The sequence below is a fragment of the Halomonas sp. ND22Bw genome, from assembly GCF_003011945.1.
Classification (GTDB): domain Bacteria; phylum Pseudomonadota; class Gammaproteobacteria; order Pseudomonadales; family Halomonadaceae; genus Halomonas; species Halomonas halophila.
On the sequence record NZ_PXWD01000001.1, the window covers coordinates 276,637 to 296,805 of the forward strand.

Consider the following 20,169-nt stretch of genomic DNA (forward strand, 5'->3'; position numbering starts at 1 on the left):
GATGCAATCGACGTCTCAGCCGAGGCCTATTGGCCAGATGCGCGCTACTGGGGCAAAATGGCGCTCGATTTCGTCTTTATTTCCTTTCGATGCATCCGTGATGCAAGGAGTCATGTCATGTTCGTCGTCATCTTCGGCCGCCCCGGCTGCCCGTTCTGCGTTCGCGCCAAGGACCTCGCCGAGAAGCTCGAGAGCGCCGGCGCCATCCAGGGGCATCGCTACGTGGACATCCATGAGGAAGGCATCACCAAGGCCGACATGGAAAAGACCATCGGCAAGCCGGTCGAGACCGTGCCGCAGATCTTCGCCGACCAGACTCACATCGGCGGTTTCACCGAGTTCGACCAGTACGTGCGCGAGCAGGCACTGATGCCGGTCGAGACCGCCCAGTAAGCCGCACGACGCGTGCGAGACGAAGGCCGCCTCCGGGCGGCCTTCTTGCGTCATGGACCTGCCGCCCGCCTCGTTGAATCCGCCCACACCCCCGCGGCTTACACTGCCTGAAAGGACAACGACGCATAAAAGAGGATGAGGCAGGATGCAGCGGGAAGAATTCATCCAGCAGCTGTGGCTGGATTACGTGCATCAGCACCCCGACCTGGGCGGGCTGCGACTGTGGCCGGTGGAGGCGCCACCGGAATACCTGACGCTGCTGACCCTCAATCATGGCCCCTGGTCCATGGAAGCCCTGCTGCCGACCCTGGTGCGATTCGGCTATCGCCCGCGTCAGCGCTTTGCCATGGCCGACCGCGGGCTGCTGGCCACCCTGCTCGCCGCCCCCGACGACGGCGCCTGGCTGGTGCTGGCAGAGCTTCAGCTCGGCACCCTGTCGCGTCCGCCCCGCGAGGCCCTGCAGCGGCTGGTGAACCAGGCCGCCGACGCCGATACCAAGGGCCAGAACCTGCTGTGCCGCGGTCGTCCCTGGCCGATGCCGGACTGGGCCACCTACCAGACCCTGGCAGCGGCGCACCCGCTGGCCGGCTGGCTGGCCGCCATGGGGCCGCGCCTGCACCACCCCGGATTCGACTGCGCGAGACTCGGGCAGCGCCTCAGCCATCTTGACGCGGCCCTGGCCGACGCGGGCATCACGGGCAGCGGCGACCGCCATCACGGCATCCTGCCCGTGTCACCGTTGCTCGACTACCGTTTCTATCCCGGCCCCGCCCGGCGGCTGGTCTTCGCCGAGGGCGACGAACATCGCGTATCCTCCGGCGGCCTGGCACTGGTGCAGAAGCAGGTCAGCGCCAATCAGGAGCGCTGCGCCGAACTGCTGCTGCCCCATCACACCCGCTGCGAGCTCACCTAGGTTCTGTACGAAAACTGTCTGCGCTCGCCATACGGCGGGCGTTTTTCGTGGCCACCCATGCGGCGCCTCACCCGCCGTTTTGCGGCCCGATATCCGCTCGCATCCCTTGACGATTCGGCCTCGAGGCGTCCCGGCTCACGTCGCGCCGGCGGGACCATCCACAGTTTCTGTGGATAACGCTGTGCATCGTGCCGGCACAAGCGACGACGAGCCCCGTGACATGGCCGTGCCGCTTGGAATGGTCAGTTTTTCGGCACTCGCCAGCAACGAGATGGCCCGGGCAAGCCCGGGCCATGAAAGGAAAAAATCCTTGACGACGTCGACGACGTCAGTCGGCGAAGACCATCTCCGGCACGTGGTCCGGCACGATCAGCTTGCCGGCGGTCTTTTCCTTGATCTCCTCGACCGACACGCCCGGGGCGCGCTCCTTGAGCACGAAGGCGCCGTTCTCGATCTCGAGGTAGGCCAGGTCGGTCAGCACGCGGTTGATGCAACCGGCGCCGGTCAGCGGCAGGTTGCAGGATTCCAGCAGCTTGGACTCACCGTGCTTGGAGGCGTGGGTCATGGTGCAGATGATGTTCTCGGCGCCGGCCACCAGGTCCATGGCGCCGCCCATGCCCTTGATCAGCTTGCCGGGGATCATCCAGGAGGCGATGTTGCCGTTCTGGTCGACCTCGAAGGCGCCGAGCACGGTCAGGTCGACGTGGCCGCCGCGGATCATGGCGAAGGATTCCGCGGAGGAGAAGATCGCCGCGCCGGGACGGGCGGTGACGGTCTGCTTGCCGGCGTTGATCATGTCCGGGTCCACTTCCTCCTCGGTGGGGAAGCGGCCCATGCCCAGCAGGCCGTTCTCGGACTGCAGCATGACGTCGATGTCGTCCGGGACGTAGTTGGCCACCAGGGTGGGAATGCCGATGCCCAGATTGACGTAGAAACCGTCCTCGAGTTCGCGCGCCACGCGCATAGCCATCTGTTCGCGAGTCAGTGCCATCGTGATTGCCTCTTGTCTGTCATGATTGACGACCGTCGGGGAAAGGCGAAGCGAGGGTTTTGCCATGGATGGCAAAAGTAGCGCCCAAGGATGGGTTCACAGCGCCTCGCGCAGGCTTTCCCGGACAGGCTCGCCTCATCGTTGATCGTGTAATGACGCGCTTAGCCCTGGTGCACGGTGCGCTTCTCGATACGCTTCTCGAAGGTGCCCTGGATGATGCGATCGACGTAGATGCCCGGGGTATGGATCTGGTCCGGCGGCAGCTCGCCGGGCTCGACGATCTCCTCGACCTCGACCACGGTGATCCTGCCCGCGGTGGCGGCCAGCGGATTGAAGTTCTGGGCGGTGTCGCGATAGATGACATTGCCGTAGCGATCGGCCTTCCAGCCCTTGACGATGGCGAAGTCGCCGACGACGGATTCCTCGAGGATATAGTGGCGACCGTTGAACTCACGGACCTCCTTGCCCTCGCCGATGGGCGTCCCGTAGCCGGTGGCGGTGTAGAAGGCCGGAATGCCGGCACCGCCGGCGCGCATTTTCTCTGCCAGGGTCCCCTGCGGCGTCAGCACCACCTCGATGTCGCCCTCGAGCATCTGCTGCTCGAACAGCGCGTTCTCGCCCACGTAGGAGGCGTAGATGGTGCTGATCTGGCGATCCTCGAGCAACAAGCCCAGGCCAAAGCCGTCCACGCCACAGTTGTTGGAATAGACGGTCAGGTCCTTGACGCCGCGACGCTGGATCTCGCCGATCAGGTTCTCGGGGATGCCGCACAGCCCGAAGCCGCCGGCGATCACGGTCATGCCGCTCTCGATACCGGCCATTGCCTCCTCAAAGGAACCCACTCGCTTGTCGAATCCGGCCATATCTGCCTCGCCTGGTTGGAAAGTGGTTGTTGTTGCGCAGCCATCATGGAAGACGCTTCATCTCATGGTCCGTTGATGACGCTGTGTTGCAGACCCCCAGCAGTGTCGACGGGGATCATATATTTGTTAAGTTTGATTTTTTTATGGATTATTTTAATTACCAAATAGACTAGCGGAGCCCCCATGACCGTCAAGCAACTCCGCGCGTTTCTCGCCGTGGCCCAGACGCTCAGCTTCACCCAGGCCTGCGAGCGGCTGCACCTGTCTCAACCGGCCCTCAGCCTGACCATCAAGAGCCTGGAAGAATCGCTTGGCGGGCGGCTGCTCACCCGCAGCACCCGCAGCGTACGGCTGACCCCGGAGGGCGAGTCCCTGGTGCCGCTGGCCAAGCGCCTGCTGGCCGACTGGGACAACACCGAGGAGCTGCTGCGCCAGCGCTTCACCCTGCGACTGGGCCGGGTCGCCGTGGCCGCCATGCCCTCCTTCGCCGGCAACCAGCTGCCCACCGTGCTCGGGGCCTTTCGCGCGCGCTACCCGCAGATCAACGTCACCGTTCACGACGTGATCAACGAACAGGTCATCGAGATGGTGCGTCAGGGCCGCGTCGAGCTGGGCATCGCCTTCGCCCCGGAAGCCACCGACACCCTGCACTTCACGCCGCTGTTCGAGGACCGCTTCGTGGCCGTGGTACCGGCCGATTCGCCGCTGGCCGGCCGCCAGCGGGTGAATTGGCCCACGCTGCTTTCCGAGGACTTCATCACCCTGCAGCGCCCCTCCATGGTGCGCCTGATGATCGAGGAGCAGCTGCGCGCTCAGGGCATCGAGCTGCCGGTGGCCTTCGAGAGCTATCAGCTCGCCACCGTGGGCCGCATGGTGGCCGCCGGACTCGGCGTCAGCGCGGTGCCGTCACTGTGCATCGATCAGATGCACGAGCTGGGCGCGCGCTGCCTGACCCTCGAGGCGCCGACCATCCAGCGCGCCGTGGGCGTGCTTTCGGCCAACGCCGAGGCGCTCTCGGTGGCCGCGCAGGCGCTGAGGGAGGTCATCCAGGAAACCATCACCGCCCCCGTCCTCAGCGCCGACTAGTCTCAAGACAGGTAAACGCGACGGTGAATGCAACAGCTGAATGCGATCAGGAGGGACATCCCATGGCCGATCCGCTCTGGCAACCGTCTCCCGAGGCCATCGAGGCGACTCGCCTGGCCGCCCTGATGCGCCGGCTCGAACGCCAGCACGGCATCGAGCTGCCCGACTACGCCGCCCTTCACGCCTGGAGCCTCGCACATCCCGAGGCCTTCTGGGCCCAGCTGTGGGAGGACGCCGACATCATCGCCGAGCGACGCGGCGAGCGCGTGCTGGAACGCCCCGACGCCATGCCCGGCGCCCGCTGGTTCCCGGACGCCCGGCTGAACTTCGCCGAGAACCTGCTGCGCCGGCGCGACGCGCACCCGGCGCTGATTGTCCACGACGAGCGCGGCCCGCGCCGCGAGCTGAGCCACGAGGCGCTATATCGCCAGGTGGCCGCCCTGGCCTCGGCGCTGCACGATCTCGGCGTGGTGCCGGGCGATCGCGTCGCCGGCATCGTGCCCAACGGCGAGCACGCGGTGATCGCCATGCTCGCCGCCGCGAGCCTCGGCGCCATCTGGTCCTCCTGCTCGCCGGACTTCGGCGTCCAGGGCGTACTCGACCGCTTCGGCCAGATCGGCCCCCGCGTGCTGATCGCCGCCGACGGCTACACCTGGAACGGCAAGGCCATCGACATCCGTCCGCGGCTGGCCGAGATCGCCGGTGCCATCGACGGCCTGGCGCGGGTGGTGGTGTTCCCCTTCCTCGCCGACGCGCCCGAGCTTGGCGACATCACCGGGGCCGTGGCCTGGAACGATGTCCTGGACCACGATGCCACCGAGATCGACTTCGTCTCGCTGCCCTTCGATCACCCGCTCTATCTGCTCTATTCCTCGGGCACCACCGGCACGCCCAAGGCCATCCTGCACTCGGCCGGCGGCACCCTGCTGCAGCATCTCAAGGAACATCGTCTGCACACCGACCTCGGCCCCGAAGACGTGCTGTTCTACTACACCACCTGCGGCTGGATGATGTGGAACTGGCTGGTCTCCGGGCTCGCCTCGGGCGCCACCCTGGTGCTGTTCGACGGTGCGCCCTTCTCGCCCTCGCCCGACGCGCTGTGGGCCATGGCCGAACGCGAGGGCATCACGGTGTTCGGCACCAGTGCCCGCTACCTGGCCGCCTGCGAGAAGGAAGGCCTGCGCCCCGGCCACGAGCACGATCTCGGGGCGCTGAGGTCGGTGCTGTCCACCGGTTCGGCGCTGTCTCACGCCTCCTTCGACTACGTCTATCGCGACATCAAGGCCGACCTGCTGCTGGCCTCGATCTCCGGCGGCACCGACATCGTCTCCTGCTTCGCGCTGGGCTGCCCGATTCGCCCGGTCCATCGCGGCCAGATCCAGTGCCGCGGGCTGGCCATGGCGGTGGACGTGTTCGACGACGAGGGACGGCCGCTGCGCGGCGACAAGGGCGAGCTGGTCTGCACGCAACCGTTCCCCGCCATGCCGCTGGGATTCTGGAATGACCCCGACGGAGAGCGCTATCACGACGCCTACTTCTCCACCTTCCCCGGCGTCTGGGCCCATGGCGACTATGCCGAGATCACCCCGGAGGACGGCCTGATCATCCACGGCCGTTCGGACGCCGTGCTCAATCCCGGCGGGGTGCGCATCGGCACCGCCGAGATCTACCGTCAGGTGGAGAAGGTCGAGGAGGTGCTGGAGTCGCTTTGCATCGGCCAGGAGTGGGAGGACGATATCCGCGTGGTGCTGTTCGTGCGCCTGCGCCCGGGGCTGACCCTCGACGACGGCCTGCGTGAGCGCATTCGCGAGACCATCCGCGCCAACGCCACGCCGCGCCACGTGCCGGCGAAGATCCTCCAGGTCGAGGACCTCCCGCGCACCCTGTCGGGCAAGCTGGTGGAGCTCGCCGTGCGCAACGTGGTCCACGGCCGGCCGGTCAGGAACAGGGAAGCACTGGCCAATCCCGATGCGCTGTCGCTGTTCGAGGATCTTCCCGAACTGAGGGACTGACGAGGACGAGAGGCGCCGTGGACAGGTCGTAGCGGGCGGCTTGACCAAGGATGGCCAGCACTGGCCCTGCAAGCAGAGCCGAATGCGAAGCGCCGCAGGCCATCGCGGGCGACAGGAAAGCATTCTTGCCTGTCCTCGCGACTTGGCGCCTGAGCGGCCCGAGTCGTCGACGACACAGGCCCCCGACCATGATGTTGCCCTCACCGCTGGGCACCCCCGCCACGATCCATTAGCATTGACCCCTATAGCTTTCTTCAAGGAGACCGACGGCATGTCGACCCTCAGGGGGATCGTCAGCCTGCTGCTGCTGACCCTCAACACCCTGTGCTGGGCGGTGCCGCTGATCGCGCTCACCCTGCTCAAGCTGATCACCCCGGGCCGCCCGCTGCGGCGCCGGGTGCTGCGCTGGCTGAACGGCGTGGCCCTGGGCTGGGTCGACGTCAACCTGTGGTGGATCCGCCACTGGATTCGCCCCGACTTGCGCGTCGACCTGCCGGAGGGGCTGAGCCGCGACGAATGGTGGCTGGTATTGGCCAATCACCGCAGCTGGACCGATATCTTCGCGCTGTTCCTGGCCCTGCACCGTCGGCTGCCGATGCCGCACTTCTTCGTCAAGCGCCAGCTGATCTGGATCCCGGTGGTCGGGCTGGCCTTCTGGGCGCTGGAGTTCCCGATGCTGCGCCGGCTGACCCGCGAGCAGCGCGAGCGCCATCCGCACCTGGCCCGCCGCGACCGAGAAGCCACCGAACGCATGTGCGCCCATGCCCGCGAGCGCCCGATCGCCATCTACAACTTCGTCGAAGGCACCCGCTTCACGCCGGCCAAGCACGCCGCCCGCCACAGCCCCTACCGGCACCTGCTGCCGCCGCGCGCCGGCGGCATCGCCCAGGTGCTGGGCCTGCTCGGCGACCGGCTGGGCGGCATTCTCGACGTGACGCTTCGCTACTCGCGCCCCGAGCCCCGCTTCTGGGATTTCCTCTGCGGCCGCGAGGGCACGATCCACCTGACTGCCCGCCGCCTGACCGTGCCCGAGTGGATGACTCAGGGCGACTATCACCAGGATCCCGCCTACAAGGAACGCTTCCACACATGGCTCAACGCCCAGTGGCAGGCCAAGGACGCCGCCCTCGATACGCCCTGACGTTTCTCACCCTGCTGCTGATCGCCCTGCTGGCCGGCTGCGCCGGCCCCTCGGGAGTGATGCGCGGCGGCTCGCCCGCCGGCAACTGGGTGACTATCCAGCGAGGGGACACCCTGGGCGCGATCGCACGACGCGCCGACGTGCCGCTGGTACGGCTGAGACGCTTCAATCCCGGCGTGAATCCGCGCGGCCTGGCCGTGGGGCAGCGTATCCTGGTGCCCAGCCAGAACGAGCGCGCCCCGTCCGGCGGCCCCTATCGCTACCAGATCCGCCCCGGGGACACCTACAGCGCCATCGCCCGGCGCTTCGGCACCTCGCCGGTCAGCATCGCCGCGGCCAACACCGGCGTCAGCCCCACCGACCTCAAGGTCGGCCAGCTGGTCTCGGTGCCGCTGCACGGCACCCGGACCGCCTCGAGCCGCCGCAGCACGTCCAGCGCCCCGTCACGCTCGTCGTCATCGAGCCCCCGGCCGGCGCCCGATCCCGGCCCGGTGCCGAGCGATGCCCGCGACTGGCCCTGGCCGCTGGACGACTATCGTGTCGCCCGCGCCTTCGGCAAGGACAGCCGCGGGACCCTGCAACCCATGCTGCTGGCCACCGACCAGGGCGCCCGCGCCAAGGCCGTGGCCGACGGCGAGGTCCGCTTCGCCGACAGCATGCGTCAGCTCGGCCGGGTGGTGATCGTGCACCATGCGGACAACCTGCAGAGCGTCTACGCCATGTGCGACAGCCTGCTGGTGGACAGCGGCACCCGGGTCAGCCAGGGCACGCCGCTGTGCACCGTGAGCCGACATGCCTCCACCGGGCGCTATGACCTGCTGTTCGACATGCGTCACGGCGGCAAGCCCATCGACCCCCGCACCGTGCTGCGTTGACTTGGTCGAAAGCCGCGACGACTGTCATCACGGCGTCATGCCGATGTCGCGGTGCTGTCACCCCGCCCGGCCATCCTGAATCGTCAACGGGGCCACTCCGGTCACCGACGGCACGAGGATGGACATGCGCATCTGCCTGGTCAGCGAAACCTGGACGCCGGACATCAACGGCGTGGCTCACACCCTGACCCAGCTCAGCGATCAGCTGCGGCAACGCGGCTTCTCCCTGCAGCTGGTGCGCCCGCGCCCCGCCGACGGCGCGCATCGCGCCGAAGGCATGGACAGCGAACTCCAAGTACGCGGCGCCTCCGTACCGGGCTATCGCGAAGTGCGGCTGGGCTTTCCGGCCGGGCGACGCATCCGTCGCCTGTGGCAGGCCGAGCGCCCCGACGTCGTCTATGTGGCCACCGAGGGCCCGCTCGGCTGGTCGGCGCTGGCCGCCGCCGAGAAGCTCGGCATCCCGGTGGTCAGCGGCTGGCACACCAACTTCGATCACTACTGCCGGGACTACGGCGTCGACTGGCTCCGACCGCTGGTCACTCAGCGCCTGCGCCGCTTCCACAACCGCTGCGGCGCCACCCTGGTGCCGACCCACGCCCAGGCCCGCGACCTCGGTCAGCGCGGCTTCGAACGGGTCAAGGTGATGGCGCGCGGCATCGACGGCGAACGCTTCTCCCCGGCCCATCGCGACCCGGCCCTGCGCGAGCGATGGGGCGCCGACGAGCATCGACCGGTGGCGCTCTACGTGGGCCGCCTGGCGCCCGAGAAGAACCTCGACCTGCTGCGCGACACCTTCGCCGCCATGCTCGACGCCCATCCCGGCCTCACGCTGGTGGTGGTCGGTGACGGGCCCGGCCGCGCCAACCTCGAGCGCGCTCTGCCCCAGGCCCACTTCGCCGGTTTCGTGTCACCCGACGAGCTGATTCGCTATTACGCCAGCGCCGACCTGTTCGTCTTCCCGTCGATCTCCGAGACCTGGGGTAACGTGCTGCTCGAGGCCATGGCCAGCGGCCTGGCCACCGTCGCCTTCCGCCACGCCGCCGGCGCGGAGCTGATCGAGGACGACGTCAATGGCGTGCACCTGGCGGTCGGCGACGAGGCCGGCTTCCGCGACGCCGCGGTGGCGCTGTGCCAGCAGCCGGCCCGCTACGGGCGCCTCGGCCGCGCCGCCCGGCAGCGCGCCCTTGGCTACCGCTGGCCCGCCATCGCCGATGACTTTCTCGCCGCCCTGACCCACGCCCGGGAGATGTCCGATGAAACCTCGCGCCCCTGCCGTGTTTGACCGCCTGGATATGCTCGAATGGCACCTCTGCCAGCGCCTGGCCGGGTTCAGCATCCACCGCCCCTGGCTATGGTCGCTGCGCCTGGCCAGCAAGGCCGGCGACTGGCCGATCTGGGTCGTGCTGATCGCCGCCCAGCCCTGGTTGCACGGCCGCGACGAGGGCTGGGAGCTGGCCTTCCACTACACCCTGACCGCCCTGGTGGCGATCGTCTTCTACCGGCTGGTGAAGACACGACTGTGCCGCGAGCGCCCCTTCATCACCTTCTCGAGCATCGCCTGCCAGGAGCCGGCCCGGGATCGCTACAGCTTTCCCAGCGGCCATACCATGCACGCGGTGATGTTCTGCACTCTGGTCGCGGCGCACTCGCCTTGGCTGCTCCCGGTGCTGATCCCGGTCGCCGCCCTGATCGCGATCTCCCGGGTCGGCCTCGGCCTGCACTACATCAGCGATGTCATCGCCGGCGCCGCCATCGGCTATGCCATGGCGCTGGCAAGCCTGGCGCTGGCCGCCTGATTCGGTAGCTGGCACCCCACTACATCGGGACGGGTCAGACCCCGAGCTCATCGATGTATCGTTGTCTGGCCAGCCATCGCGATTTATCAGGCGCGGCCGGGGTCTGACCCTGTGGCTTACTGGTCTACGGCCCCTGGGGCTGGCACCCTGCGGGCATGGACCTGTTTTCTTCCCCCGCCGATGACGGCGAGCCACTGCTCGAGCATCCGCCGCTGCGCCGCTTCCCCCATCTGCTCGGCGACGCCGCCGACCAGGCCCTCGCCCGGCTCGACGCCGAACTGGACTGGCAGCGCCCGACGCTGCGCCTCTACGGCCGCGATCACCCGATTCCTCGCCGCCAGGTGTGGATGGGCGACGCCGGCTACCGCTACTCGGGCCAGCACTTCGCGCCGGTACCCTGGCACCCCGTCGCGCTGGCGATCCGTGACGCCGCCGTGGCGCGCCTGAACGTTGCCGGCATCCGGACCCGCTTCAACAGCGTGCTGCTCAACCGCTATGCCGACGGCGACGAGCGCATGGGCTGGCACAGCGACGATGAGCCGGAGCTTGGCGAGGCGCCGCTGATCGCCGCCGTCAGCCTCGGCGCCGACCGCCCGCTGCGCTTCCGCTGGAAGGATCGCCGTGCACCGGCCTTCAACGTCGCCCAGCCCCACGACAGCCTGCTGCTGATGGGCCCGGGCGTTCAGGCCGACCTCGAACATGCCCTGCTGTCGCGGCGCGGCCACGGGCTGCGCATCAGCCTGACGTTTCGCTGGGTGCAGCGCGACTGACGCCCCCTCTCCTTGGCCGCCCAGCCCTGGCCCACTCTCCGCACACTCTCCACACACCATCCGCACGACGCGCACAAAAAACGGCCATCCCGTTCGGGATGGCCGTCTCTGACTCGACGCACCTGCGAAACACGGCTTCGTCGGTGCACTCAGACCAGGAGGCTGAGATAACGGTATAACATCAGCCGCGATGATAGCCCGGGGTGACGAAGGGCATCTTGCTGACCACCATCGGCAGGCGCTTGCCGCGCACCTCGGCAAAGACCGTGGTGCCGGCCTCGGCCCGGTCGATGGTCACGTAGCCCATCGCCACCGGCTTGCCGACGCTGGGGCCGAAGCCGCCGGAGGTCACCACGCCCACGGCATTGCCCTGGTCGTCGAACAGCTCGGCGCCCTCGCGCACCGGAGCACGCCCCTCGCCGAGCAGGCCCACACGCTTGCGGCGATGATCCTTCTCGGCCACCTGATGCAGGACCAGATCGGCGCCGGGGAAGCCACCGGCCCGCTCGCCGCCGCGGCGGCGCGGCTTGCCGATGGCCCAGATCAGGCCGCCCTCCACCGGGGTGGTCGCGGTGTCGATATCGTGGCCGTAGAGACACAGCCCGGCCTCGAGGCGCAGCGAATCGCGCGCCCCCAGCCCGATCGGTTCGACCTCCTCCTCGGCCAGCAGGCGACGCGCCAGGGCCTCGGTGTCCTCGGCGGCCACCGAGATCTCGAAGCCGTCCTCGCCGGTGTAGCCGCTGCGGCTGACCCAGGTCTCGATGCCGTCGAGGGTGAAGCGGCCGTGCTGCATGAACACCATCTCGCAGGCCTCGGGGCACAGCCGTGCCATGACGTCGGCCGCCTTCGGCCCCTGCAGCGCCAGCAGGCCGCGATCCAGCACCTCGACCTCGTGACCGGCCAGGCCACGACGCAGGTGAGCGATGTCCTGTTCCTTGCAGGCCGCATTGACGACCAGGTAGAGGTGATCGCCGCCGTTGACGATCATCAGGTCGTCGAGGATGCCCCCCTCCTCGGAGGTGAACAGCCCATAGCGCTGCTGCCCCTCGGCCAGGCCGACCAGATCGGCGGGGACCAGGGTCTCCAGCGCCTGGGCCGGCTCGGGGCCACGTACCAGCACCTGCCCCATGTGTGAGACATCGAACAGGCCGCAGGCCTGGCGGGTATGCTCGTGCTCCTTCTTGACGCCCAGCGCGTACTGCACCGGCATGCTGTAGCCGGCGAAGGGCACCATCTTGGCACCGAGTTCGAGATGGAGATCGTGAAGCGGCGTCTGGCGTTGTTCGTTCATCGCGGTCGTATCACTCCCATGAAAGCGAGGGCGCGGGCCGGAGAACGGTCCCGCGCCGCATGTTGTTTACTTGTTGAGGTCTTCGCCCGGCAGCACTTCCTTGCCGTCGAAGTAGTCGCGGGTAAGCTTGAACACCACCGGCGACAGCAGCGCCAGGGCAATCAGGTTCGGGATCGCCATCATGGCGTTGAACACGCTGGCCAGCAGCCACACGAAGCCGAGCGGCAGCACCGAGCCGACGAAGATGGCCAGGATGTAGACCACCCGGTAGTACTTGATGGCGCCCACGCCGAACAGGTACTCGAAGCACTTCTCACCGTAGAAGGCCCAGCCGAGGATGGTGGTGAAGGCAAACACCGCCAGGGCGAAGGACACCACGTACTGGCCGATGCCCGGCAGCGCCTCGTTGAACGACAGCGTGGTCAGGGCCGCGCCGGTCTCGCCGGAGGTCCAGGCGGTGGTGAGGATCGCCAGCGCGGTGATCGAGCACACCACGATGGTGTCGATGAAGGTACCGAGCATGGCGATCAGGCCCTGGCGGACCGGGTTCTTGGTCTGCGCCGCCGCGTGGGCGATCGGCGCGCTGCCGAGGCCGGCCTCGTTGGAGAACACGCCGCGGGCGACGCCGAACTGGATCGCCTTGGCCACGGCCGCACCGGCGAAGCCGCCCGCCGCGGAGATCGGCGTGAAGGCATGGCCGAAGATCAGGCCCAGGGCGTGGCCGATCTGGTCGGCATTGATGATCAGCACCAGCAGGCCACAGACGATGTAGGCCACGGCCATGATCGGCACCAGCTTGCCCGCCACCTTGGCGATGCGCTTGATGCCTCCCAGGATGACCGCGCCGGCCAGCACCATGATCACCAGACCGGTGACCCAGTGCGGCAGGCCGATGGACTCGCCCAGGCCGTCGGCCACCGAGTTGGACTGCACGGTGTTGCCGATGCCGAAGGCCGCCACGGCCCCGAACAGCGCGAAGGCGCCGCCCATCCAGGCCCACTTCTGACCCAGGCCGTTGCGGATGTAGTACATCGGACCGCCGACGTGATCGCCGGCCTCGTCGACCTGGCGATAGCGCACGGCCAGCACCGCCTCGGAGAACTTGGTGGCCATGCCCACCAGGGCGGTGATCCACATCCAGAACACCGCGCCCGGGCCGCCGAGGAAGATGGCGGTCGCCACACCAGCGATGTTACCGGTGCCGATGGTCGCGGACAGTGAGGTCATCAGTGCATTGAACGGCGAGACCTCGCCTTCGCCCTCTTCACCCTTCTCGGTGCTGCGCCCTTTCCACAGCAGCTTGAAGCCCGTGCCCAGCTTGCGGATGGGCATCGCCTTCAGGCCGGCCTGCAGATAGAGGCCGACCCCCAGCAGCAGCACCAGCATCAAGGGGCCCCACACGACCCCTTCGATGGCCGATAGAAAATTGGTCAAGGTTTCCACGTCTTGTCTCCCTAAAGCTTGTTGTTATGCACCAACGTGCAATGTCTTGCGGGCGAGTGATACCAACGATGATACGAACTCGCGTACCATAGCGGATCATTCCGTTGGCGCTCTAGTCTCCTATAGGAAAATACGGCAATTTCGCCAGCTCACAGCATGAAGCATAGCCGAGATCGCATCTGACACCGGACGCACCGGCGCCGGCGCGGCCACACCCGCCGCACTCGGAGAAACTTGTTTCTTATCGGAAACAGGCGCCACTCTAGCCGCCTGCCACCAGGGGAGCAAGCCCGGCTCCGTGACGGCCCGCACACTCGGCATACAGCGCCGAGCAGGCTCACGCCATGACAAACGAGCAGGAATCCCCGGCCCGGCCTACGCTGGGAGGGGCGTTCACGCATCACCCCGCAATGCCCCATGGCGTCCGGGGCTCGCCAAACGCCGCCGGGGGCGTTAGGATGCCCCCACACCAGAAACCTTTTTCGTATAGGAAAACGTCATGAGTGCTATCCCCGCCAACCTGCGCTACGCCGAAAGCCACGAGTGGATCCTCGACAACGGCGACGGCACGGTGACCATCGGCATCACCGACCACGCCCAGCAGTCCCTCGGCGACGTGGTCTTCGTCGAGCTGCCCGAGGTGGGTGCCGCCCTGGCCAAGGGCGACGAGTTCGGCGTGGTCGAGTCGGTCAAGGCCGCCTCCGATCTCTACGCCCCGCTGTCCGGCGAGGTCGTCGCGGTCAACGAGGAACTCGAGGACGCGCCCGAGACCCTGAACGAATCGCCCTATGAAGACGGCTGGATCCTGAAGCTGCGCCTCGAGGAAACCAGCGCTCTGGACGACCTGCTCGACGCCGACGCTTACCAGGCGCTGGCCGACGCCGAGGACTGATCCGACCCCGTCGGTCCCGGCGGCGGGGCATGGCCGCCCAGGGCACCCCTGGCGCCGTGCCCCGCGTTCCCCTCTTCCCTTTATTCCTGCCCGCATCGGGCGCGACCGCAATAGGGTATTCCATGGCTTTCGAACAACGCCGCCTGGCCGAACTGGCCAACCATGACGCCTTCCTCCGTCGCCACAACGGCCCGGAGGCCTCCGACGTGGCCACCATGCTGGACACTCTGGGCATGGACAGCCTGGCCAGCCTGCTCGAGCGCACCCTGCCGGCCGGCATCCGCCTGGGCCGCGAGCTGGACCTGGACCCGCCGCGCAGCGAAGCCGAAGCCCTGGACTACCTTCATCGCCTGGCTCGCCAGAACCGCGTGGCCCGGAGCTACATCGGGCAGGGGTACTACGACACCCACCTGCCGGCGGTCATCCAGCGCAACGTGCTGGAGAACCCCGGCTGGTACACCGCCTATACCCCGTATCAGCCGGAGATCTCCCAGGGTCGCCTGGAAGGCCTGCTCAACTTCCAGCAGATGGTCATGGACCTCACGGGCATGAGCCTGGCCAACGCCTCGCTGCTGGATGAGGCCACCGCCGCCGCCGAAGCCATGGCGCTGTGCCGTCGCGCCAACAAGAAGGCCAAGACCAACGCCTTCTTCGTCGCCGACGACGTCTTCCCGCAGACCCTCGACGTGGTGCGCACCCGCGCCCACTACTTCGACTTCGAGCTGATCGTCGCCCCGGCCGCGGAAGTCGCCGAGCACGACGTCTTCGGCGCCCTGCTGCAGTACCCGGGCGACGGCGGTCGCGTCCACGACCTGGCACCGCTGCTCGAAGCCGCCAAGGCCAAGGGCATCATGACCTGCGTGGCCGCCGACATCCTGTCGCTGGTGCTGCTCAAGGAACCGGGCGCCATGGGCGCCGACATGGTGGTCGGCTCCGCCCAGCGCTTCGGCGTGCCGATGGGCTTCGGCGGCCCGCATGCCGCTTTCTTCGCCACCACCGACAAGCTCAAGCGCTCGATCCCGGGCCGCATCATCGGCGTCTCCAAGGACAGCCGTGGCGAGACCGCGCTGCGCATGGCGATGCAGACCCGCGAGCAGCACATCCGCCGCGAGAAGGCCACCTCCAACATCTGCACCGCCCAGGCGCTGCTGGCCAACATCGCCGGCTTCTATGCCGTCTACCACGGCGCCGAAGGCCTGCGCACCATCGCCGGCCGCGTGCATCGCCTGACCACCATCCTCGCCGAGGGCCTGACCCGTGGCGGCGTGAGCCTGGCCCACGACAGCTGGTTCGACACCCTGCGCCTGACCGGCGTCGACGCGCGCAAGATCCACGGCCGCGCCATGGCCCATGACGTCAACCTGCGCTACTTCGACAACGGCGACATCGGCGTCAGCCTCGACGAGACCACCACTGCCCACGATCTGGACCTGCTGTTCGACGTGCTGCTCGACGCCGAGCACGGCCAGGCAGTGTCGGTGCTCGATGCCGAGGTCGTCGAGGCCGGCAGGAGCGGCATCCCGGCGGGCAGCCAGCGCGAGTCCGACTTCCTCACGCACCCGACCTTCCGTCGCTACCACAGCGAGACGGAGATGCTGCGCTACCTCAAGCGCCTCGAGAACAAGGACCTGTCGCTGGCCCATGCCATGATCCCGCTGGGCTCGTGCACCATGAAGCTCAACGCCACCAGCGAGATGATCCCCATCACCTGGCCGGAACTGGCGCGCATCCACCCCTTCGCGCCCAAGGATCAGGTGGCCGGCTATCAGCAGATCATCGACGAACTGGCCGACTTCCTGGTGGAGATCACCGGCTACGACCACATCTCCATGCAGCCGAACTCCGGCGCCCAGGGTGAGTACGCCGGCCTGGTGGCGATCCGCCGCTACCAGCAGGCCGAAGGCCAGGGGCACCGCGACGTCTGTCTGATCCCGAGCTCCGCCCACGGCACCAACCCGGCGTCCGCGGCCATGGCGCACATGAAGGTCGTGGTGGTGGAGTGCGACGACGACGGCAACATCGATCTCAACGACCTGCGTGACAAGGCCGAGCAGCACGCCGAGTCGCTGTCGGCGATCATGCTCACCTACCCCTCCACCCACGGCGTGTTCGAGGAAGGCGTGCGCGAGGCCTGCGACATCGTCCACGGCCACGGCGGCCAAGTGTACATCGACGGCGCCAACATGAACGCCCAGGTCGGCCTGGCCCGCCCGGGCGACTTCGGCGGCGACGTCAGCCACCTCAACCTGCACAAGACCTTCTGCATTCCCCACGGCGGCGGCGGCCCGGGCATGGGCCCGATCGGCGTCAAGGCGCACCTGGCCCCCTACGTGTCCAACCACGTGGCGCGTCCGCTGGACGGCGTCGAGGCCGGCAGCGGCGCGGTGGCGGCGGCGCCCTTCGGCAGCGCCTCGATCCTCCCCATCTCCTGGGCCTACATCAAGATGATGGGCGCCCGCGGCCTGCGCGAGGCCACCGAGCTCGCCATCCTCGGCGCCAACTACATCGCCGCCCGCCTGGGCGAGCACTATCCGGTGCTCTACAAGGGCGCCAACGACACCGTGGCCCACGAGTGCATCATCGACATCCGCCCGCTCAAGGCCGACTCCGGCATCAGCGAGGAAGACATCGCCAAGCGCCTGATGGACTACGGCTTCCACGCCCCGACCATGTCCTTCCCGGTGCCCGGCACGCTGATGATCGAGCCGACGGAGTCCGAGTCGCTGTACGAGCTCGACCGCTTCTGCGACGCCATGATCGCGATCCGCGAGGAAGTGGCCCGGGTCGAGGCCGGCGAGTGGCCCGCCGACAACAATCCGCTGGTCAACGCGCCGCACACCATGGCCGACCTGATGGACGCCGACTGGGAACGCCCCTACTCCCGCGAGCTGGGCGCCTTCCCCTCCGAGGCGGTGAAGGCAGCCAAGTACTGGCCGACCGTCAACCGGGTCGACAACGTGCTCGGCGACCGCCAGCTGATCTGCTCCTGCCCGAGCATCGACGCCTACCGGGAGTGATCCCGCGCGTCCGACGCCACGCAAGCAAGCGCCCCGCCATTCGGCGGGGCGCTGTCGTTTCGGGATCAGAATGGTGCGGTGAGCGACCTGGGCCGACGGGACTCAGCCGTGCGGGCCGCCGGCGCCCGGCACCTCGCCGAGATCGGCCAGGCCGGGCTCGCCGTGGCCATAGCGTTCGTGGTGACGATGCTCGCGGAACGCCTCGAGCAGACGGGTATAGCGCCGCGGCATGCGCATACCGCGCCGGGTGACCAGGTAGAGCGTTTCCTGCACCGGATTCGGCAACGACAGCTCGCGCACCTGGCGCTGCCAGGGCGAGGTCTCGAGCACCAGCCGCGAGACCACGGTGAAGCCCAGCCCCCGGGCCACGGCGTCGAGCACCATGCTGGCCTCGTTGGTGAAGCCCTGGCGCGGGAAGTGGCTCATCGAGCGAAACTCGCCGGGGAAGTTCTGTCGCAGCACCCCGCCGGCGCGGTTGACGCCATCGGCATAGCCGATGAAGCCCAGCGCCATCAGGTCGGCCAGGCCGGTGCCGGTGAAGTCCGCCGGCACCACCAGGCACAGCGGCTCCTGGTGCCAGGCCTCGCAGTCGATCTCGGGGTGACGCACCGCCTCGGTGACGATGCCCAGGTCATGCCGGCCGGCCTGCACGTCGGTGACGATCTCGTGGTTGAAGGCGAAGCTGTAGCTCACCGTCAGCCCCGGATGCATCTGCTGCTGGCCGAGGATGAAGGGATAGAACATCAGCCCCACGCTGCCCGGCGAAGCGATGCGGCACTCGCCGCTGTCGAGGCTCTCGTCGTCCAGGGAGTGGCGAAACTGCTCGTGTTCGGCGAACAGCTTGAGGGCGTAGTCATAGGCCCGCCGACCGGCTTCTGTCAGCACGAAACGACGACCCTGGCGGTCGAGCAGCGACTTGTCGAGGTAGCGCTCCAGCTTGCGGATGTGCTGGCTGACGCCGGGCTGGGTCATCTCCAGGCGCTGGGCGGTCCGGGTGAAGCTGCCGGTCTCGACGAGCGTGATGAAGGTACGGAAATACAGGGCGTTGAACATGACGGAAGGCATCTTGACCAGAAGGACCGGGCCTGAAGATTCTACCAGTTCCCCCCGAGACGCGCAGCGCTGCGCCTTCGCCGGGGGCGTGGTAGCATCGAAGGAGACGGCCGCGAGCCGTCATCCAGGCGCGATCCGACGCGCCGGCAAGCGAAGGCCAGGCACGATCGGACACCGCCGCTCCCTTTCCAGTGACACGGACGCGCTGCATGGCCAATACCATTTCCAGCACCATCTCCCCGGAAGGCAGCCTCGAGATCCTCTCCCAGCACGAGGTCAACCGGCTGCATGACACCTCCCGCAGCGGGCTCCATGAGCTGCTGCGAAGCTGCGCCCTGGCGGTGCTGAATTCCGGCAACCCGACCGACGATGGCCTGGCGCTGATGGAGACCTATCCCGATTTCGACATCGAGGTCATCCAGCAGGACCGCGGGGTTCGCCTCAAGCTGACGAACGCCCCCGCTGAGGCCTTCGTCGACGGCAAGATGATCCGCGGTATCCGCGAGCACCTCTCCTCGGTGCTGCGCGACATCGTCTACGTCTACAACGAGATCCAGACCCACCAGCGCTTCGATCTGACCACCGGCGAAGGCACCACCAACGCCGTCTTTCATATCCTGCGCAAGGCCGGCACCCTGCACCCCAGCCGCGACCCGAGCATGGTGGTGTGCTGGGGCGGCCATTCGATCTCCCGCGAGGAATACGACTACACCAAGCACGTCGGCTACCAGCTGGGGCTGCGCGAGCTGGATATCTGCACCGGCTGCGGCCCCGGCGCCATGAAGGGGCCGATGAAGGGTGCCAACGTGGCCCACGCCAAGCAGCGCCGCGCCGAAGGCCGCTACCTGGGCGTCTCCGAGCCCGGCATCATCGCCGCCGAGGCGCCCAACCCCATCGTCAACGAGCTGGTGGTGATGCCGGACATCGAGAAGCGCCTGGAGGCCTTCGTGCGCCTGGGCCACGGCATCATCGTGTTCCCCGGCGGGGTCGGCACCGCCGAGGAGATTCTCTACCTGCTCGGCATCCTGTTGCATCCGGACAACGCCGACATGCAGCTGCCGGTGATTCTCACCGGCCCCGCCGATTCCGCCGACTACTTCAAGCGCATCGACGAGTTCCTGGTCTACACCCTGGGCGACTCCGTGCGCGAGCTCTACGACATCATCATCGACGACCCGGTCGAGGTGGCACGCACCATGCGCAAGGGCATCGACGGCGTCACCGAGTATCGCCGCCGGCGCCAGGACGCCTTCTACTACAACTGGCGCCTGACCGTGGCCCGCGACTTCCAGGCGCCCTTCGACCCGACCCACGAGACCATGGCCAATCTCGCCCTGCATCGCGAACAGCCGGTGCACGAACTGGCCGCCAACCTGCGCCGGGCTTTTTCCGGCATCGTGGCCGGCAACGTCAAGGAACGCGGCATCCGGCTGATCGAGGCCCACGGCCCCTTCCGCCTCAACGCCGAGCCCGAACTCATGGCCCGACTCGACGAGCTGCTGAACTCCTTCGTCGCCCAGGGCCGCATGAAGCTGGCCGGCGAATACGAGCCCTGCTACACGCTGAACTGAGCGCCGGAGAAGCCGCCAACGAAAAGCCCCGCCGGCATCCGCCGGCGGGGCTTCTTCGTCTG

General features: G+C 67.9%; 17 protein-coding genes. 12 read left to right on the forward strand and 5 right to left on the reverse strand.

Translation table 11 applies throughout. The features are described 5' to 3' along the window. Positions 1–117 precede the first annotated feature (117 nt). Together CVH10_RS01270 and CVH10_RS01275 are read left to right on the forward strand one after the other, a co-directional pair. Positions 118–393, forward strand: coding sequence for a GrxA family glutaredoxin (locus CVH10_RS01270; protein WP_035595881.1), 276 nt, complete (start codon positions 118–120; stop codon positions 391–393). 145 nt (positions 394–538) lie between these two features. Then, complete coding sequence (locus CVH10_RS01275) at positions 539–1,306, forward strand: hypothetical protein (RefSeq protein ID WP_035595880.1); 768 nt, start codon at positions 539–541, stop codon at positions 1,304–1,306. Between the two features lie 328 nt (positions 1,307–1,634). Here CVH10_RS01275 and CVH10_RS01280 read toward each other — a convergent pair whose 3' ends face one another. Then, on the reverse strand, positions 1,635–2,297 hold the full coding sequence (locus CVH10_RS01280) for a CoA transferase subunit B (RefSeq protein WP_035595879.1): 663 nt from the start codon (positions 2,295–2,297) through the stop codon (positions 1,635–1,637). Positions 2,298–2,458: 161 nt separating this feature from the next. Continuing rightward, a complete protein-coding gene (locus CVH10_RS01285) occupies positions 2,459–3,160 on the reverse strand; it encodes a CoA transferase subunit A (protein ID WP_035595878.1) in 702 nt (233 codons plus the stop codon). A 183-nt stretch (positions 3,161–3,343) separates the two neighbouring features. Here CVH10_RS01285 and CVH10_RS01290 point away from each other — a divergent pair, with 183 nt between their 5' ends. From CVH10_RS01290 to CVH10_RS01320, 7 genes are all read left to right on the forward strand, one after another. Then, positions 3,344–4,246, forward strand: a complete 903-nt coding sequence (locus tag CVH10_RS01290; RefSeq protein WP_035595876.1) for a LysR family transcriptional regulator — start codon at positions 3,344–3,346, stop codon at positions 4,244–4,246. Between the two features lie 62 nt (positions 4,247–4,308). Then, the gene (locus CVH10_RS01295) at positions 4,309–6,258 is read left to right on the forward strand and encodes an acetoacetate--CoA ligase (RefSeq protein WP_106487597.1); all 1,950 of its coding nucleotides are present in this window, start codon (positions 4,309–4,311) and stop codon (positions 6,256–6,258) included. 271 nt (positions 6,259–6,529) lie between these two features. Continuing rightward, a complete protein-coding gene (locus CVH10_RS01300) occupies positions 6,530–7,399 on the forward strand; it encodes an acetyltransferase (RefSeq protein WP_035595871.1) in 870 nt (289 codons plus the stop codon). Next, complete coding sequence (locus CVH10_RS01305) at positions 7,348–8,274, forward strand: LysM peptidoglycan-binding domain-containing protein (protein WP_369335697.1); 927 nt, start codon at positions 7,348–7,350, stop codon at positions 8,272–8,274. The genes CVH10_RS01300 and CVH10_RS01305 overlap by 52 nt, the downstream gene beginning before the upstream one ends. A 124-nt stretch (positions 8,275–8,398) precedes the next feature. Then, complete coding sequence (locus CVH10_RS01310; protein WP_106487599.1) at positions 8,399–9,556, forward strand: glycosyltransferase family 1 protein; 1,158 nt, start codon at positions 8,399–8,401, stop codon at positions 9,554–9,556. After that, positions 9,528–10,070, forward strand: a complete 543-nt coding sequence (locus CVH10_RS01315) for a phosphatase PAP2 family protein (protein ID WP_035595867.1) — start codon at positions 9,528–9,530, stop codon at positions 10,068–10,070. Before CVH10_RS01310 ends, CVH10_RS01315 begins: the two co-directional genes overlap by 29 nt. 155 nt (positions 10,071–10,225) lie before the next feature. Further along, complete coding sequence (locus CVH10_RS01320) at positions 10,226–10,840, forward strand: alpha-ketoglutarate-dependent dioxygenase AlkB (RefSeq protein ID WP_106487600.1); 615 nt, start codon at positions 10,226–10,228, stop codon at positions 10,838–10,840. 181 nt (positions 10,841–11,021) lie between these two features. On the opposite strand, the gene gcvT is transcribed toward CVH10_RS01320, so the two are convergent. Together gcvT and CVH10_RS01330 are read right to left on the reverse strand one after the other, a co-directional pair. Then, positions 11,022–12,131, reverse strand: a complete 1,110-nt coding sequence (gene gcvT / locus CVH10_RS01325) for a glycine cleavage system aminomethyltransferase GcvT (protein ID WP_106487601.1) — start codon at positions 12,129–12,131, stop codon at positions 11,022–11,024. A 66-nt stretch (positions 12,132–12,197) separates the two neighbouring features. Further along, the gene (locus CVH10_RS01330) at positions 12,198–13,574 is read right to left on the reverse strand and encodes a sodium:alanine symporter family protein (protein ID WP_035595861.1); all 1,377 of its coding nucleotides are present in this window, start codon (positions 13,572–13,574) and stop codon (positions 12,198–12,200) included. A 499-nt stretch (positions 13,575–14,073) separates the two neighbouring features. Between CVH10_RS01330 and gcvH the strand changes: the two genes are divergently transcribed. After that, a complete protein-coding gene (gcvH, locus tag CVH10_RS01335) occupies positions 14,074–14,466 on the forward strand; it encodes a glycine cleavage system protein GcvH (protein WP_016854840.1) in 393 nt (130 codons plus the stop codon). Between the two features lie 122 nt (positions 14,467–14,588). Then, a complete protein-coding gene (gene gcvP, locus CVH10_RS01340; RefSeq protein ID WP_106487602.1) occupies positions 14,589–17,483 on the forward strand; it encodes an aminomethyl-transferring glycine dehydrogenase in 2,895 nt (964 codons plus the stop codon). Positions 17,484–17,585: 102 nt separating this feature from the next. Here gcvP and CVH10_RS01345 read toward each other — a convergent pair whose 3' ends face one another. Further along, positions 17,586–18,536, reverse strand: a complete 951-nt coding sequence (locus CVH10_RS01345; RefSeq protein ID WP_035595855.1) for a LysR family transcriptional regulator — start codon at positions 18,534–18,536, stop codon at positions 17,586–17,588. Between the two features lie 209 nt (positions 18,537–18,745). Between CVH10_RS01345 and ppnN the strand changes: the two genes are divergently transcribed. Then, positions 18,746–20,107: a nucleotide 5'-monophosphate nucleosidase PpnN gene (ppnN, locus tag CVH10_RS01350; protein ID WP_035595853.1), complete on the forward strand. Its 1,362-nt coding sequence runs from the start codon at positions 18,746–18,748 to the stop codon at positions 20,105–20,107. Positions 20,108–20,169: the final 62 nt, after the last annotated feature.